The following is a 15,961-nucleotide window of genomic DNA, read 5'->3' on the forward strand; positions in this document are numbered from 1 at the left end:
GTAGTACCTCTTTCAAGCTTGTCACTGGTCCATTAACCTGAGATGACATGACCGTGACTGCCCGATGTCCTGCGCTGTGAACCTAGCGCGGGCGGATACTGGAAAGGTGGCGGGTCACTGCCAGCCATGCTCCTAACCAGCCCAATAGTGTACTGCAAGATAGCAGAATTGTAGAGCCCGTCACATCCAGCTGCGGCAAAGTGAAGCTGGCGCCATAGCTGGCTGCCAGGGCCGCCACTGGCAGCGATAGCCAGTGATTTCCCAACCCCAGCAATCCGAGCGCAATCACGCCTCCCCCTATGCCGTACCAGGCACCACTGTAGAGAAATGGCCGCCTGACAAAGGCATGGGTGGCCCCCATGAGCATCACCACCTCGATCTCGCGGCGACGACTTTCCACCGCTAGGCGTATGGTGTTGCCCACCACCAGCAAGACGCCAAAGCCGAACAGAACGCCCAGCGCCAGCGCCACCCGGCGCCCCAGCTCGGCCAAATGGCGCAGCCGCTCCACCCAGGCCAGATCGACACGAACTTCGTCTACTCCCGTGAGGGTTTCGAGCCGATGGGCCAGCTCCGCCATGGCATCGGGGTCGACGCTTTGCGGTGCGATCACGATGCTGGTGGGCAACGGGTTGTCATCCAGCCCCGCCAAAGTGTCATCGATACCCAGCGACTGCTGGAATTCGGCCATGCCCTCTTCCGGGCTGATCATGCGCGTCTGCGCCACGCCTTCATCTGCCACGACCGCCTCTTCTATGCGCGCCGCCTGCGCTTCGTCCACGGCAACGTCGAGGTAGACCGTCAGCGTCGCGCTTTCATCCAGCTCGGTATTCAGCAGGCGAGCGCTGTCCAGCGTCAGCCAGAGCGCGGCCGGGAGTACCAGCGCAATCGCAATGGCCAGCATGGTCAGCAGGTTGCCCAGCGGCTGGCGCACCAGGCGGTACAGGCTGTCGATGGCCATGGCACGATGGTGCCTGCCCCAGGCACGCAGGCGACTGCTGAAACGCGTCTGCTGCGAACGCGCCCCCTTGCGTGCTGGCGCTTCGCTCGGTGAAGGCGGGGTGGGTGCAGCGCGTTTGGCTCGCGGGGCAGCGCCACCTTGGCGCGGCGTGGCAGGGTGGCGAGGTGTCGAACGCTTCATAAGGCTCCCTCGTCACCCACCAGGCGACCATCCTGCAAACGCAGAATGCGGTGACGCAACCGGGCAATCAATGCCAGGTCGTGGCTGGCGATCATGATGGTCGTGCCAATCCGATTGAAATCCTCGAAGAGCCCCATGATATCCGCCGACAGCTGTGGGTCGAGGTTACCGGTGGGCTCATCCGCCAGCAGCAAGGCTGGCTTGTTGACCACAGCCCGCGCAATGCCCACCCGCTGCTGCTCACCACCAGAAAGTTCGATGGGCAGCGCTTTTTCGCGATGCAAGAGGCCTACCTTGTCGAGGGCGGCACGCACCCGCCGGGCGGCCTCTCGTGGCTCGACGCCCTGGATTTCCAGCGGCAGCGACACGTTGTGGAACACGCTGCGGTCGAACAGCAGCTGGTGGTCCTGAAACACCACGCCAATCTGGCGGCGGTAGAACGGCACCTGACTGGGGTGCAGCTGGGCAATATCGTGCCCCGCCACCACCACCCGGCCCCGGCTAGGAGTTTCAAGACGCATGATGAGCCGCAGCAGCGAACTTTTGCCCGCCCCCGAGTGGCCGGTCAAAAAGACCATTTCACCTCTGGCCACGCGGAAGTTCAGGTGCGCCAGCGCATCAAAGCGCCCTCCATAGCGCTTACCCACATGCTCGAAGGCAATCATGCGCGGCCATCGTCTCCCTGGCGGTCAAACAGTGCGTTGACGAAATCGTGGGCATCGAAGGGGCGCAGGTCGTCCAGACCTTCACCCACGCCAATGAACCGGATGGGCGTCTCCAGCTGTTTGGCCAGCGCGAAGATGATGCCGCCCTTGGCGGTACCGTCCAGCTTGGTCAGCGTGATGCCACTGATCGGCACCGCTTCATTGAACGTGCTGGCCTGGGAGATAGCGTTCTGGCCCGTGCCCGCATCCAGCACCAGCATGACCTCGTGGGGTGCGGTGTCATCCAGCTTCTGCATGACACGGTGCACCTTCTTGAGCTCTTCCATCAGGTGGCTCTTGTTATGCAGCCGCCCGGCCGTATCGGCAATCAGCACGTCCACCCCACGGGCCTTGGCCGCCGCCACCGCATCGTAAATCACCGATGCGCTGTCCGCGCCGGTGTGCTGAGCAATCACCGGAACGCTGTTGCGCTCGCCCCAGACCTTCAACTGCTCCACAGCGGCCGCCCGGAAGGTATCCCCCGCCGCCAGCATGACGCTCTTGCCTTCGCGCTGAAAACGCTGGGTGAGCTTGCCGATGGTGGTGGTTTTTCCCACCCCATTGACCCCCACCACCAGAATGACGAAGGGCCCGCCATTGGCGCTCTGGACATCCAGCGGCGTGGAGACCGGCCCCAGCAGCGCGGCCAGCTCTTCCTGCAAGCCGCGATACAGCGCCTCCGGGTTGTTCAGTTCCTTGCGGGACACCCTCGCTTCCAGGCGCTCGATGATCTCGCTGGTGGCTTCGATGCCCACATCGGCCATCAACAGCTGGGTTTCCAGGTCTTCCAGCAGCTCGTCATCGATATGCTTCTTGCCCAGAAACAGATCGGCCAAGCCATCGGTCAGGTTGGCGCGGGTCTTGCCCAGCCCCGACTTGATGCGTGCAAACCAGCCCTTCTTCTCGCCCTGCTCGGCCACCGGCTTCTCTTGCAACGCAGGCTTGACTGGCTCTGGCGCTGGCTCTGGCTCTGGCTCTGGCTCTGGCTCTGGCTCTGGCTCTGGCTCTGGCTCTGGCTCTGGCTCTGGCTCTGGCTCTGGCTCTGGCTCTGGCTCTGGCTCTGGCTNTCTGGCTCTGGCAGAGTATGTTCCACAAGCTCACTGTGCACCTGCTCTTCGTTTTGGGGCAGCGGCGCCTCTTCCTCGGTGGCTGGCGGAGATAGCGGCTCATCCAGCGCCTTGGCGCTGGCGGGCTCGTCTTCGCGCGGCACCTCTGGCGCGGCCTCTTCCGCCGCGGGAGCCGGTGTGTCACGCTCGCTGACGGGGGGCTCAGCGCCTAGCGACGGATCCTGACTTTCCTGCGGCTCCGGCTGGGAGTCGTGCTTTTTCTTGCGTTTGAAAAAACCGAACATAAGGGTCATCCGACTGAATAGGTGAACATTGCGATTATCCTACCACCGCAGGCCAAGACTTTGGATAAGTTGCCCGCTACAATCCGCGTCATGAAACGACAACGCTCCTCTCGCTCAACGCCTCGCGGCGCTTCTGCATCCCGTGGCACGACTCGGCCACCGGGAAAATTGCGCATCATTGGTGGTGACTACCGCCGCCGTTTGCTGCCAGTACTCGACCAGCCTGGGCTGCGCCCCACGCCGGACCGAGTGCGTGAAACCCTGTTCAACTGGCTGGGCCAGGCGCTTTACGGCCAGCGCGTCCTCGACCTGTTCGCAGGCACCGGTGCGCTGGGTATCGAAGCGCTCTCCAGGGGGGCGGCTGCCGTAACCTTCGTCGAGCGCACCCCGGCGGTGGCGTCACTCATCGGCGACAATCTGGCCACTCTGGGCACCCTCAAGGGCCACGTGGTGACCCAGGAGGCGCAGGCATTTCTCGCCCAGCCCGGCGACCCCATGGCGCTGGTGTTTCTCGACCCCCCCTTCCACCAAGGGCTGGCAGCACCTTGCTGCGCCCAACTGGAGGCAGGCGGCTGGCTGGCCGACGACGCCATGATCTATCTCGAAACCGAGCACACGCTGACCCCAGAAGTCCCGGCCAACTGGCAGTTGCATAGAGAAACCCGAGCGGGTGAAAGCGTTGCCCGACTCTATCGTCGCGGGCCTGCGTAAAGCGCTTGCCGACGACTCGCCGCAGCGTTACGCTCGGCGCATCGACATCGTTCTTCATTCCCATGTCGGCAGGCCGCTGCCTGCCGATCGTCACCGGAGGTAGGCATGAGCCTGGAGCTTTTCAATCAGTTGGAGCAGAAAGTCACCGACACCGTCGAGGCGTTGGAGATGATGAAGTTGGAAAACGAAGAGCTTCGTAATGAAAACAGCCAGCTGAAGCAGGAGCGCGAAGAGTGGGAGCGTCGCCTGCAAGGTGTCCTGAGCAAGTTCGACGGTATCGAAGGGGGCAGCGCCTCTTAAGGCAACGACCGCGACATCAGCAGCGCATCTTCTCGCCCGGTCGTCCCTTCAGCGGCCGGGTAGTAGCCTTTACGGCACCCATCCTGTGCGAACTCCGCCCGACGATAAAGCGCTATGGCCCGCTGGTTGCCAGCGCGCACTTCCAGCAATAGCCGCTCGGATGACCACTGCCTGGCCACGGCCACGCAGGCGTCCAGCAACTGCCTCCCCACTCCTTGCCCCTGTGCCTCAGGGCTTACGCCAATGGCCTGCAACTCGGCATCGAAGGGCAGCCTGACCAGCAGCGCATAGCCCAGCAGAACGCTCTCTTGCCAATACCCTGCCACCCAGGCTTGCTCGTCCTGCAGCGCTGCCAGCAACTGAGCGCGACTTGCTCCGCTGCGCGCCTGCGCTTCGAGCGAGCACACTCCTTCGGCGTGCTGGCCGTCAAGCCGAGTGATCATGCCGGCTCCACTGCTGCCCCAATGCCACCAACCGTGGCCACAGGGCACGTTTGGTCCCGGCCTGCTGCATTAGTGTCGATAACCCTGGCGCCTCCCATACCGGCAAGGACAAGCTGCGGCTACGCCCATCGGTCAGGGCCATCACCTGCGCCATGGCCGATGCCTCGACGGCATCGCTCGCACCCCACCAGAGCACGTTTTCCAACGCCCAGCCCTGACGGCTGGCCGCGCCGGAGACGAAGGCAGCCAGACCCTCCTGGGCTTCTTCCAACGGGTCCTCTGGGGTAAATGCGGTGGCCATCGGCGGCCATTTGAAAGTGACCAGCGTAGGCAGCTCGCCTTTCAAAAGGCCCGCCGCACGCAGCATATTGGCCAACAGCTGCTGCTCGGAAGGCGACATGTCGCCTTCGCACAGGCTGAGCCAGCGGCCACCGAGACAGACGCAGGACAGGCTGAACTCCAGCGGTTTGGCCACTGCCTTGGGGGTCTCGGATACGGCATCGTCTGACGCTTGCGGCGCAGGCGTTTCGACAGGTTGGCCGCCCAGCAGCGCGCGCACCGCCTGGGGGGCGGCATGGGAACTGGCAGGCGCGGGGGCGCTGGCCTCTGCCGCAGCGGGCCGTGGGCGCGGGGGCGGAGCATCGTCCAGCAGGGCGTGCAGGCGCTCGCGCGGCGGCGCCTTGGCAGGGGCGTCTTCCCATTCACAGGCTTGCGTGGGGAGTGCGTTGGGCAGTTGATAGCGGGAGGCCCAGGCGGTAATGCCCATGGCCTCCAGATAGTGCCTTCGCGCGGCTTCCGGTGTCACTTTTCGCCGCCACGACAGTTGGGCGAATCGGGGCGCGCACCGCCCCGTGCCTGCCACTCGGTGGGCGTGTAGAGGTGCAGCGCCAGGGCGTGCACCGGCCCCGACAGCTCGTCGGCCAGCAGCGCATAGATCTGCTGGTGGCGTTTCACCGGCATCATGGCTTCGAAGCTGTCGCTGACTAGCGTGACCTTGAAATGCGTTTCAGAGTTGGCCGGCACGTTGTGCATGTGGCTTTCGTTTTCGACCTGGAGCAGCTCAGGGGTCAGCGCCGCCAACTTCTGCTCGATCTGTGTCTGTATCGCCATGGGGCGTTCTCCTTCTGTCCGCAACGCCACCATTGTACGCCCTTACTTGCCAGCCGACGATGCCCGCCGCGCCAATAACGCCTGCTGCGCCACGCGAATACGCGACAGGCTGGCCAGCAGCGCCAGAAGCGTGGTGGCCGCCCCCAGCCAAAGGGTCAGCTGAACGGGCGCTCCTAGCGCCAGGGCAGCCCCCACCAGGGCCACCCCGAAAGACTGCCCGACCGTGCGCATGGTGCTCATGACCCCTGACACATTGGCGCTACGCTCCGGCGGCAGGCTGCCCATCATTTCGCGGTTGTTGGGCGGCTGAAACAGGCCAAAACCGATGCCGCACAGCGCCGTGCGCCACAGACTTCCCGCCACGCCAGTGCCTTCATCGACCTGCGCCAGCGCCACCAGCCCGATGATCAGCAGCACCAGGCCCGTGCTCGACAGCAGGCTAGGGTTGATACGGTCTGCCAACCTGCCCGCCAGCGGCCCCACCAGCATGATGGCCAGCGGCCACGGGGTGAACAGCCAGGCCGTTTCCAGCGGTGAAAAGCCCATCTGCTCCTGATAGAAAAACGACAGCGCCACGAAGGTCAGCCCTTGGCCGATAAACGCCAGTCCAGAAGCCGACACGGCCAGGGTAAAACGCTTTTCGGCAAAGACGCTCAGCGGCAGCAGCGGATAAGGGGCGTGCCGCTGACGGCGGATAAACAGCCCGCAAGCCAGCACGGCCAGCAGTGCCCAGCCCCCGCTTTGCCACAGGGGCGCAGCGTGCCCGACGGCGTCCATGGCCACGAAGAAGCTGGCCAGCATCAGCATGGAGTAGAGCGCACCCAGGGTATCGAAGGCGCCCTGCCGGGGAATGTCGCGTGGCAAGGCCCGGCCCGCCAGCCAGAGCGAGCAGAGCCCCAGGGGCACGTTCAGCGCAAACAGCCACGGCCAATCGGCGAACGACAGGATGACGCCACTCAAGGTCGGGCCAGCCGCGTAGCCCCCGGCCACCACCAGCGCACTCAAGCCGAGCGCGCTGCCCAACAGCCGCGACGGGAAGATGGCACGATAGAGCGATGGCCCTATGGAGAGGGTGGCGGCAGCGCCCAGCCCTTGCAAGGCGCGAAACACCAGCAATGACTCCCACTGTCGGGATAACGCCGCCCCCAGCGAGGCGGCCATGAACAGGCCGATGCCGAACAGGTACAGCCGCCGCCGTGTGACCAGCTCGCTGATACCGGCAAACACCAGCAAAAAGGCGGCGCATACCACTTGAAACAGGTTGGTGATCCAGACGGCCCGAGACGCCGGGATATCCAGATCGGCGGCAATCGTCGGTAACGCCAGGTTGATCATGGTGGTATCCATGACCGCCATCAAGGTACCGGTCACCAAGGCCAGCACGGCCAGCCGTCGCTCCGGCCCGGGCAGGCCGTCGTCACCGGGGCGAGTTTCGAACAGTCGCATGGTCATCACTTCCTGAACAACCCCCTCTGAAACGGCGAAACCGGCCGAAGCCGGTTTCACAGTGCGCTCACGCTAAAAATAATAGCACGCTAATCTTGTTCGTTGTCGAGCAGCAGGGCATCGTCAACGTCAGAGATCTCGAGGGCCGTCTCGTCATCCAGGTCGATGGCCAGATAGCTGTGCTCGACGCGCAGGAAATCCTCGAACAGTGCCCAGTCGAGTTTTTCGGGCCACTGGCGCTCATCCTCTTCCCAGGCGCGCAGCTCGGTTTCCAGAATCTCCACGTGCCGGTCGCGGACAAACGTCTCCAGCGCCTCCGGGGTATCCATTTCGGGAATCAGATACACCGTGCTTTCACGCTCGACGTCGGCCAGGGTCAGGTCGTCGTCTCCCATGGTGGGTTCGAGCGCATTGATCCAGTCCACGAAGGTCTGGGTCGGCCTGACGCTCAAGGCAGAGCGATTTAGCAGTTTCATGGGATTCTCCTCGCCGTCGAAACGTTGACCATTATGGGCGCTAAAACGCGCCCTTACCAACTTTTCGTCCGCCCGTGCGACGTTTAACGTTAATCAACCTCGGGGCGCATCGCCGGGAACAACAACACGTCTCGAATGGAGGGACTGTCGGTAAACAGCATCACCAGCCGGTCGATCCCGATGCCTTCGCCTGCCGTGGGCGGCATACCGTACTCCAGGGCGCGAACGTAGTCGGCATCGTAGTACATGGCTTCCAGGTCCCCGGCGTCTTTTTCGGCTGCCTGCTCACGGAAACGCTCCGCCTGGTCTTCGGCGTCGTTCAGCTCCGAGAAACCATTGGCGATTTCACGCCCACCGACAAAGAACTCGAAGCGGTCGGTGACGAACGGGTCGGCGTCGTTGCGACGCGCCAAGGGGCTCACCTCGGCGGGGTATTCGGTAATGAACGTGGGCTGGTCGAGCCTGTGCTCGGCCACTTCCTCGAAGATCTCGGTCTGCAGCTTACCCAGGCCCCAGCTCTCTTTCACCTTGATACCAAGCTTCTCGGCAGCCGCGCGAGCAGCGTCCAGCGTCGCCAGGTCGGCCTCGGTGATACCGTCGCCGTGATCCAGAATCGCCTGGCGCAGGGTCAGGCGCTTGAAGGGCTGGCCGAAGTCGTAGCTGGCCCCCTGGTAGGTAAGGGTGGTGGTGCCCAGCACTTCCTGGGCTGCCGTGCGCAGCATGGCTTCGGTCATGTCCAGCAGGTCGCGGTAATCCGCGTAGGCCCAGTAGAACTCCACCATGGTGAACTCGGGGTTGTGGCGCGTGGAGAGCCCTTCGTTGCGGAAGTTACGGTTGATTTCGAAGACCTTCTCGAAACCGCCGACCACCAGACGCTTGAGGTACAGCTCGGGCGCGATGCGCAGGTACATGTCGATGTCCAGCGCATTGTGGTGAGTAATGAAAGGGCGCGCCGCAGCTCCACCGGGGATCGGCTGCAGCATGGGCGTTTCCACTTCCATGAAGCCGCGCGCTTCGAAGAAGCGCCGCATGGAGCTGATCACCGCCGCACGGGTTTCGAATACCTTGCGCGACTGCGGGTTCATGATCAGGTCTACGTAACGCTGACGATAGCGCGCTTCCTGGTCGGTCAGGCCATGGAACTTGTCCGGCAGGGGGCGCAGGCTCTTGGTGAGCAGCTGCGCTTCCACCATCATGACGTAGAGGTCGCCCTTGCCGGATTTGTGCACCGGGCCGCGGGCCGCGACGATATCGCCGATGTCCCAGCCCTTGATGTCCTCCAGCACGTCTTCCGGCAGCCCTTTCTTGTCCACGTAGAGCTGAATCTGGCCAGCCACATCCTGAATCACGATGAAGGGGCCACGCTGGCGCATGACACGACCCGCTACCGACGCCTGATGGTCAAGCGCTTCCAGCTCGGCCTTGTCCTTGTCACCCAGCAGTTGCTGTAGCTCTACGGTCAGGCTGTCGCGGCGAAAGTCGTTTGGAAAGGCACTCTTGCCCTGCTCTGCCGCCCGCTCACGGCGGGCGGCGAGCTTGGCACGGCGCTCGGCGATCAGGTGATTTTCATTGTCGAAAGAAGACGCGTCTTGGTTGGCCATCGGGCACCCTATTCAAATTCACACGCTAAAAAGATTACAGACCCTGCTTCAGGCTGGCGACGATGAACTGGTCCAGATCGCCGTCGAGTACCTTGTCACAGTTGCTGGATTGAACGCCGGTGCGCAAATCCTTGATGCGCTGATCGTCCAGTACGTAAGAGCGAATCTGGCTACCCCAGCCGATGTCGGCCTTGGAGTCTTCCGCTTCCTGCTTGGCAGCGTTGCGCTTTTGCATTTCGAATTCCCACAGCTTCGCTTTCAACTGCTTCATGGCGAAGTCGCGGTTGGCATGCTGGCTACGCTGGTTTTGACAGGCCACCACGATGCCGGTGGGCTCGTGGGTGATCCGCACCGCCGAGTCGGTGGTGTTGACGTGCTGGCCACCCGCACCGCTGGAGCGGTAGGTATCCACGCGCAGGTCCGACGGGTTGATCTCGACCTCGAAGCTGTCGTCGATTTCTGGCGACAGAAAGACGGAGGCAAACGAGGTGTGGCGACGGCCACCCGAGTCGAAGGGGCTCTTGCGCACCAGACGATGGACGCCGGTTTCGGTACGCAGCCAGCCAAAGGCATGGTCACCCTGAATATGCAGCGACGCCGACTTGATGCCCGCGACTTCCCCGGCAGAGATTTCGATGATCTCGGTCTTGAAGCCGTGGCTTTCGGCCCAACGCAGGTACATGCGCAGCAGAATGTTGGCCCAATCCTGAGCTTCGGTGCCGCCCGATCCTGACTGAATATCCAGATAAGCGTTGTTCTCGTCCATTTCTCCCGAGAACATGCGGCGAAACTCGAGTTTTTCCAACGCATCTTGCAGTCCGGACAGCTCCTTGCGGACTTCCTCGACCGTGGCCTCGTCCTCTTCCATCTCGGCCAGCTCCAACAGGTCGCGGCTATCCGCCAGGCCCTGCTCCAGCTCGTCGATGGTGGCCACGATGGCTTCCAGGGAGGCCCGTTCCTTGCCCAGTTTCTGGGCGTATTCCGGATCGTTCCAGACGTTGGGGTCTTCGAGCTCGCGGGAAACTTCTTCTAGCCGATCTTTACGCTCGGCATAGTCAAAGATACCCCCTAAGAACGTCTGTCCGCTCAGACAGGTCCTTGATCTGGTTGTGAATCGGGTTGGTTTCCAGCATGGATCGCCCTAATCTTGGTCGGTAAATAAAGCTCGCTGACGCGGGGGTCGCCTCGCGCCGCAAAAGAGACAGTCGCCGTTGGGGTGGCCTGGCCACCCGAGACGGTGCCAGCCACCCCAACGGCGACATTCTGGCAGGCATTGTAACCAAACCCGCTGCCAATCGCACCCATCCTGAGAAAGCAAAAAAACCCGGCCGAAGCCGGGTCAGTCGATCAGTAAGCGCGAGCCGTCACATCAGAACCGATAGGTCAGCTGAGCACCAAAGCCATGGGCTTCGTTCTTGTAATCAGCCGAGTAGTTCAACCCGCCAATGGGCTGGCCACCGGTTTGTGCGCTGGCCAGCAGGTCGCGCCGCTCTTGCTCGACGAAGGTGCCGCGCTCGGTCAGGTAGGAGTAGGCGAAGTCAAGCGTCAGGTCTGGCGTGGGGCTCCAGCCTGCGCCAATCGAGAAAATGCGCCGGTCATCTGACGGGATACGTACGCTGCGGAACTCATCGCTGGTGGGCGTGAAGTCGAGCGTGACGCCTGCACGCAGGGCAAGCTGCGGTGTCAACTGGTACTCGCCGCCGGTCGCGAACGCCCAGGCGTTGGAGTAATCCTGCTGCTCTCGAGTAATGGTGTCGCCCTGCCCACCCTGGACCAGAATCTGATCGAAGCGGCTCCAGCGTACCCACGAGGTGCCAAACATCAGCTTCAGGCGGTCGCTCATCTGCTGAGTCAGCGAGAAGTTGATGGTTTCAGGCGTGGTCAGATCCAGCGTCGCACTGTCATCTGCGCGCACTACGTTACCCGCAGGATCCCGCGCCACAAAGCTGCCTTCCAGCGTGTAATCCACCTTGGAACGGTAGGTGAGGCCGAACGTGGTTTCGGGAACGGGTTGATAGATCACCCCCAGGTTGTAACCCCAGGCATCGTCATCCCCTTCCACGCGGGGGTCGATATCGGTGGCGGCATTGAAGCCTACTCCAGACGGAAGCTGACGACGCAGCTCACCGTCGACGCGGTTGTAGGTCACGCCGGCCCCCACCGACCACTGGTCGTTGAAGCGATAGGAGACCGTAGGCTGGGCACTAACTACGCGGACTTCGGTGTAGTCGCCAAAGTAGCGACCCTGAAAGCTGTCTTCATAGTCGGTTTTGGAGCCAAAGGGAGCATACACACCAAAACCGAAGGCCAGGCGGTCATTGACCGGCTGGGCATAGAAAGCAAACGGTATGAGGGTGCCTGGCACCATGTCGCCGTCGTTGGTACCGGGTACGCCACCAATCGGCACCTGCACCCCGGCAGGTGCACCGCCCAGCGCAACGCCAGCGTCCAGCGTGCGGCTGGCTTCCACGTTACGAATGTCTGTATTCACGTTCAGGTAAGTGCCGCCTGCCGTCACCTGGGCACGGTCCAGGAACGACATACCCGCAGGGTTACCGAACACGATGGTGGCGTCATTGACGTTCGAGCTACGCCCAGCATGGCCATAGCCCTGGCCACTGACGCTCTGTTCATTGATCTGGTATCCGCCCGCCTGCGCTTGGCCGGTGAAGGCTACCGCTGCGATGGCAGCCGCAAGGGTCAGCTTGTTGAAGTTATTATTCATGGTGGGCCTCTCTCCCGATGATCCGTCGGACGGTGCGTTCCATCCGCATTGTTCTGACACCTAAGTTTTCGCCCAATGTAGGGTTTGGTTCAAGGGCAAACGAGCGTTTTATTTTGTTTTTTACTTATACATTAGTCGCACGGCCGTTTGAAATCAGTGTTTTAGTCATTTCGATGGAGATAAGGGCGGCCCTTGACCTATGGGTTACCCAAGGGTTTTACACTATCTTTTTCGAAAGCGGTGTCAAAAAGGAGGCTTCGTGAGCGCCATCAAAGTCGGTGAACTGGCCAAACGCGGTGGCGTCACGGCGGAAACGGTGCGTCACTACACCCGTGAAGGCCTCTTGACGCCGAGCAGGCATCCAGACAATGGCTATCAGCTCTACACGGCTGGGGACCTGGAGCGCCTGCACTTCATTCAGCGCGCCCGCAAACTGGGCTTTAGCGTGGCCGAAATACGCGACATTCTGGCCCATGCCGACCAGGGCGACTCGCCCTGCCCGCTGGTACGCGACCTGCTGGCCCATCGCCTGCCGCAAATCAGGGCGCGCATTGCCGAGCTGGAAGCGCTGGCGCACCGCATGGAGCAGGCGCTGGAGAGCTGGCAGGCCATGCCCGACGGCACCCCCGATGGCCACAGCCTGTGCCGCTTGATCGAAAGTTTTCCCGAGGAGGCAGCATGCCCCAACGCCCCGCACCGCCAACAACGCTGACCCGCACCGTACCCGGCATGAACTGCCAGGGCTGCGTCAAGCGCATGCGGGAAGCGATTCTCGCCGAGGACACCACTGCCGAGGTAACCGGCTTCCCAGCCGACAAACGCCTGGAGGTCACCACCACCCTGAGCATGACGGCTCTGGATGACGCCCTGGCTCAGGCAGGCTACCCCCCCAGCGAGCTGGCCCCACCTGCCGTTGACGACACCAAAACCGAGGCCGAAGGTAACGACTCGACGGCAGCGGCCCACACGGCTGACACGCCACGCTCCCATCAAGGCAGCCAGCGAATACGCCTGGCCATCACCGGCATGACCTGCGCCAGCTGCGTCAAAAGCGTCCAGAAAGCCTTGGAACGCGTACAAGGCGTGGATACGGCCAGCGTCAATTTCGCGACCCATACCGCCCAAGTATTTGGCCATGTCGATGCAGCGACGCTGATGGCCGCCGTCGATGCCGCAGGCTACAGCGCCGAACCGATTGTCGATATGCGCGCCGCCGAAGAGACACGCGCAGAACAAGAAGCGCGGCTCTATCGAACGCGCCTGAAGGGAAGCGTCTACTCGCTCGCCTTGGCTCTACCGCTCATGCTCGGCATGTTTTTCTATCACCCGCACCCGGTGGGGATGGGGCGCTTGTTCTGGCTGGTGATTGGCCTGCTCACCCTGGCCATCCTGGTCTTTCCTGGCCGCCACTTCTTTTTGAATGCATGGAAGAACCTCAAGCATCATCAAGCCAACATGGACACCTTGGTGGCCATGGGTACCGGCACCGCCTGGCTCTACTCCATGGTGGTGGTGGTCTTTGCCCCCTGGTTGCCTGAGGTGGCGCACGGCATCTATTTTGAAGCCTCTGCCATGGTGATCGGCCTGATTCTGTTGGGCAATGCGCTGGAGCTCAAAGCCCGCGGTCGCACCAGCAACGCCTTGAAACGCCTGCTGGATCTGCAAAGCCGCACGGCGCGGGTGGTGCGCGATGGTGAAGAGCAAGAAGTCGACATCGACGCGGTTCGTCAAGGCGAGCATATCCGCGTGCGCCCGGGCGAGCGCCTGCCGGTGGATGGCAAGGTGCTGGAAGGCGAGAGCCATATTGATGAGTCCATGCTCACCGGTGAGCCGCTGCCCATCAAAAAGCGCATGGGAGACGACGTCAGCGCCGGCACCGTGAACGGCAAAGGCAGCCTGGTCTACCAGGCCACCCGCGTCGGGGCCGATACACGCCTGGGGCAGATCACCGAGCAGGTGGCCATCGCACAGAACTCGCGCCCGCCGATTGGCGAACTGGCCGACAGAATTTCGAGTATCTTCGTGCCCTCGGTGATGATCATTGCCGTGCTCACTGCGCTGGCCTGGTTCAACCTGGGCGCCGAGCCTCGGGTGATCCACATGCTGGTCACCGCCACTACCGTGCTGATCATCGCCTGCCCCTGCGCGCTGGGCCTGGCCACACCGATATCCACCATGATCGGCGTGGGCAAGGCCGCTGAACAGGGAGTGCTGGTCAGAAACGGTGAGGCCCTGCAAACCGCCAGCAAACTCACCACCCTGGTGGTGGACAAGACCGGCACGCTGACCGAGGGCAAGCCCAGCGTGACAGACGCCGAGATACTGCACGGCGATGCCAATACCGCACTCGGCTATGTCCTGGCACTAGAGCGCCGCTCGGAGCACCCGCTCGCCGCAGCATTGACCACCTATGGCGAAGCAGCGGGTGCCAAGGCTGCTGAGATTCGCGGCTTCGATAGCGTGACCGGGGGCGGAGTCAAGGCGCATACCGAGGATGGCCGAACGCTGCTGCTGGGTAACGCACTGCTGCTCGTCAACGAAGGCGTCGATCTGACGGCTGGACAGGCCATTGCCGGCCCACTGGAACACAAAGCACGCACGCTGGTGTATCTGGCGGTGGACGGCCAATTGACCGCCCTCTTCGGCATCAGCGACCCGCTGCGCAGCGATGCCAAAGCGGCCATCGCGCGACTGCAGCAAGAAGGCGTCAACGTCATCATGCTGACAGGAGACCACTCCCACGCGGCTGCTGCCGTTGCCCGGGAAGTGGGCCTCGAGGAGTACCGTGCGGGGCTATTACCGGAAGACAAACACGCCGAAATCGAGCGCTTGCAGCAAGCGGGAGAGATCGTTGGCATGGTGGGCGATGGCATCAACGACGCCCCGGCTCTGGCGCGCGCCAACGTGGGCTTTGCCATCGGCCAAGGCACCGATGTCGCCATCGAAAGTGCGGGAATCACCTTGATGCGCGGCTCGCTGCACGGGGTCGCGGACGCCATCGCCATCAGCCGAGCAACGCTCACCAACATCAAGCAGAACCTGGTGGGCGCGTTCGGTTACAACGTGCTGTGCATTCCTGTCGCCGCCGGAGTGCTATACCCGTTCACCGGCATGCTGCTCTCGCCCATGATTGCCGGAGCCGCCATGTCGCTCTCCTCCATCACCGTGGTGAGCAACGCCAACCGCTTGAGACGCTGGCGCCCGCCCACTGCCCTGTCGCCACAGGAGCCACGATCATGAACCTGCTGGTGAACCTGATAGGCCTTGCGCTGATCGCGGCCATCGTCTGGTGGTTCTGGGGCAGCACGCCACGCTGAGCAAGACATCAGCTCACGCCGATGTAACGTCCTGGCTTATGGTTCAATGCAATGATCAGGTTGAGCGTCAGCGCGCCGAGCACCGAGTAACCCACTCGGTCCAGCGGGAGCTGGGTCAGGGCGATGAGCAAAATGACGGCGTCGATTCCCAGCTGCACAAAGCCTGCCCGCAGGCCATGCTTGTCTTGCAGGTAGAGCGCCAGAATGTTGATGCCGCCGAGGCTGGTACGGTGGCGAAACAGCATCAGCATGCCAATGCCCATCAGCGCGCCGCCCATCACGGCGGCGTACAGCGAAGGGACGCTTTCAAAGCTGACCCAGCGCTGGGTCAACTCGGAAAATAGCGAGACCAGGCCAATGGCGGCAAAGGTACGCAGCGTAAAGCTCCAGCCCATGCGCTTGATTGCCAGATAGTAAAACGGCAGGTTGATGGCAAAGAACCACACGCCGAACCCCCATCCGGTCAGGTAATTCAGCAGCAGCGCCATCCCGGCGGTGCTGCCTGTCAGCAGCACCGCGTGGGTATAGAGGGTGACCCCCAGCGCCACGAACAGCGTGCCCAGCAGCATCGCCATCACGTCCTCGTAAGGCTTGTGGGGGTCCTTGGGAAGATCTTCCATGCGCATCGGTGCGTCC

15 protein-coding genes and 1 pseudogene are annotated in these 15,961 nt (G+C 62.7%); 4 read left to right on the forward strand and 12 right to left on the reverse strand.

From position 1 onward, the window contains the following. Positions 1-82: 82 nt before the first annotated feature. The 3 genes and pseudogenes from ftsX to ftsY form a co-directional block, all read right to left on the reverse strand. Positions 83-1,141 (reverse strand): permease-like cell division protein FtsX, encoded by a 1,059-nt coding sequence (gene ftsX / locus IE091_RS12295; protein ID WP_039182312.1) that lies wholly within the window; start codon positions 1,139-1,141, stop codon positions 83-85. After that, complete coding sequence (ftsE, locus tag IE091_RS12300; RefSeq protein ID WP_016916020.1) at positions 1,138-1,806, reverse strand: cell division ATP-binding protein FtsE; 669 nt, start codon at positions 1,804-1,806, stop codon at positions 1,138-1,140. Before ftsE ends, ftsX begins: the two co-directional genes overlap by 4 nt. Continuing rightward, positions 1,803-3,196, reverse strand: a pseudogene (gene ftsY / locus IE091_RS12305) (signal recognition particle-docking protein FtsY). The gene ftsE and the pseudogene ftsY overlap by 4 nt, the downstream one beginning before the upstream one ends. 90 nt (positions 3,197-3,286) lie before the next feature. Here ftsY and rsmD point away from each other — a divergent pair. After that, entirely contained in the window at positions 3,287-3,907 is a 621-nt protein-coding gene (gene rsmD / locus IE091_RS12310) for a 16S rRNA (guanine(966)-N(2))-methyltransferase RsmD (RefSeq protein WP_189463761.1), read from the forward strand. 105 nt (positions 3,908-4,012) lie between these two features. Next, positions 4,013-4,207 carry a cell division protein ZapB gene (locus IE091_RS12315; protein WP_016916017.1) on the forward strand — a complete coding sequence of 65 codons (195 nt, stop codon included), beginning with the start codon at positions 4,013-4,015 and terminating at the stop codon, positions 4,205-4,207. Here IE091_RS12315 and rimI read toward each other — a convergent pair. The 8 genes from rimI to IE091_RS12355 form a co-directional block, all read right to left on the reverse strand. Further along, entirely contained in the window at positions 4,204-4,650 is a 447-nt protein-coding gene (gene rimI / locus IE091_RS12320) for a ribosomal protein S18-alanine N-acetyltransferase (RefSeq protein ID WP_189463762.1), read from the reverse strand. The genes IE091_RS12315 and rimI overlap by 4 nt on opposite strands. Further along, positions 4,634-5,455, reverse strand: coding sequence for a hypothetical protein (locus IE091_RS12325; RefSeq protein ID WP_229800825.1), 822 nt, complete (start codon positions 5,453-5,455; stop codon positions 4,634-4,636). Before IE091_RS12325 ends, rimI begins: the two co-directional genes overlap by 17 nt. Continuing rightward, the gene (locus IE091_RS12330) at positions 5,452-5,760 is read right to left on the reverse strand and encodes a BolA family protein (RefSeq protein ID WP_039183366.1); all 309 of its coding nucleotides are present in this window, start codon (positions 5,758-5,760) and stop codon (positions 5,452-5,454) included. The genes IE091_RS12325 and IE091_RS12330 overlap by 4 nt, the downstream gene beginning before the upstream one ends. Before the next feature lie 42 nt (positions 5,761-5,802). After that, the gene (locus IE091_RS12335) at positions 5,803-7,206 is read right to left on the reverse strand and encodes an MFS transporter (RefSeq protein ID WP_096923341.1); all 1,404 of its coding nucleotides are present in this window, start codon (positions 7,204-7,206) and stop codon (positions 5,803-5,805) included. Between the two features lie 89 nt (positions 7,207-7,295). Further along, positions 7,296-7,682 (reverse strand): hypothetical protein, encoded by a 387-nt coding sequence (locus IE091_RS12340; RefSeq protein WP_016916012.1) that lies wholly within the window; start codon positions 7,680-7,682, stop codon positions 7,296-7,298. Between the two features lie 89 nt (positions 7,683-7,771). After that, entirely contained in the window at positions 7,772-9,283 is a 1,512-nt protein-coding gene (lysS, locus tag IE091_RS12345) for a lysine--tRNA ligase (RefSeq protein ID WP_039183369.1), read from the reverse strand. 34 nt (positions 9,284-9,317) lie between these two features. Next, positions 9,318-10,416, reverse strand: a protein-coding gene (gene prfB, locus IE091_RS12350) for a peptide chain release factor 2 (RefSeq protein ID WP_139790145.1) whose coding sequence is annotated in 2 segments (ribosomal slippage) — positions 9,318-10,340 and positions 10,342-10,416 — 1,098 coding nt in all. Because the reading frame shifts where the segments join, the coding sequence is not laid out codon by codon here. 236 nt (positions 10,417-10,652) lie between these two features. Next, a complete protein-coding gene (locus IE091_RS12355) occupies positions 10,653-12,008 on the reverse strand; it encodes an OmpP1/FadL family transporter (RefSeq protein WP_189463763.1) in 1,356 nt (451 codons plus the stop codon). A gap of 268 nt (positions 12,009-12,276) precedes the next feature. Here IE091_RS12355 and IE091_RS12360 point away from each other — a divergent pair, with 268 nt between their 5' ends. Together IE091_RS12360 and IE091_RS12365 are read left to right on the forward strand one after the other, a co-directional pair. Next, complete coding sequence (locus IE091_RS12360; protein ID WP_189463776.1) at positions 12,277-12,720, forward strand: MerR family transcriptional regulator; 444 nt, start codon at positions 12,277-12,279, stop codon at positions 12,718-12,720. Further along, entirely contained in the window at positions 12,687-15,248 is a 2,562-nt protein-coding gene (locus IE091_RS12365; RefSeq protein WP_189463764.1) for a heavy metal translocating P-type ATPase, read from the forward strand. Before IE091_RS12360 ends, IE091_RS12365 begins: the two co-directional genes overlap by 34 nt. 85 nt (positions 15,249-15,333) lie before the next feature. Here the strand turns inward: IE091_RS12365 and IE091_RS12370 are convergent, their stop codons facing one another. After that, positions 15,334-15,951, reverse strand: a complete 618-nt coding sequence (locus IE091_RS12370; RefSeq protein ID WP_039183377.1) for a YitT family protein — start codon at positions 15,949-15,951, stop codon at positions 15,334-15,336. Between the last annotated feature and the right edge of the window lie 10 nt (positions 15,952-15,961).

This window comes from Vreelandella hamiltonii (genome assembly GCF_014651775.1).
Lineage (GTDB): Bacteria > Pseudomonadota > Gammaproteobacteria > Pseudomonadales > Halomonadaceae > Vreelandella > Vreelandella hamiltonii.

Coding starts and splice junctions, on each gene's coding strand:
- IE091_RS12340 (WP_016916012.1), bottom strand. CDS start 7,682: ATGAAACTGCTAAATCGCTCTGCCTTGAGCGTCAGGCCGACCCAGACC.
- ftsE (WP_016916020.1), bottom strand. CDS start 1,806: ATGATTGCCTTCGAGCATGTGGGTAAGCGCTATGGAGGGCGCTTTGAT.
- IE091_RS12330 (WP_039183366.1), bottom strand. CDS start 5,760: ATGGCGATACAGACACAGATCGAGCAGAAGTTGGCGGCGCTGACCCCT.
- ftsX (WP_039182312.1), bottom strand. CDS start 1,141: ATGAAGCGTTCGACACCTCGCCACCCTGCCACGCCGCGCCAAGGTGGC.
- IE091_RS12370 (WP_039183377.1), bottom strand. CDS start 15,951: ATGCGCATGGAAGATCTTCCCAAGGACCCCCACAAGCCTTACGAGGAC.
- IE091_RS12315 (WP_016916017.1), top strand. CDS start 4,013: ATGAGCCTGGAGCTTTTCAATCAGTTGGAGCAGAAAGTCACCGACACC.
- lysS (WP_039183369.1), bottom strand. CDS start 9,283: ATGGCCAACCAAGACGCGTCTTCTTTCGACAATGAAAATCACCTGATC.
- IE091_RS12335 (WP_096923341.1), bottom strand. CDS start 7,206: ATGCGACTGTTCGAAACTCGCCCCGGTGACGACGGCCTGCCCGGGCCG.
- rsmD (WP_189463761.1), top strand. CDS start 3,287: ATGAAACGACAACGCTCCTCTCGCTCAACGCCTCGCGGCGCTTCTGCA.
- IE091_RS12365 (WP_189463764.1), top strand. CDS start 12,687: ATGCCCCAACGCCCCGCACCGCCAACAACGCTGACCCGCACCGTACCC.
- rimI (WP_189463762.1), bottom strand. CDS start 4,650: ATGATCACTCGGCTTGACGGCCAGCACGCCGAAGGAGTGTGCTCGCTC.
- IE091_RS12355 (WP_189463763.1), bottom strand. CDS start 12,008: ATGAATAATAACTTCAACAAGCTGACCCTTGCGGCTGCCATCGCAGCG.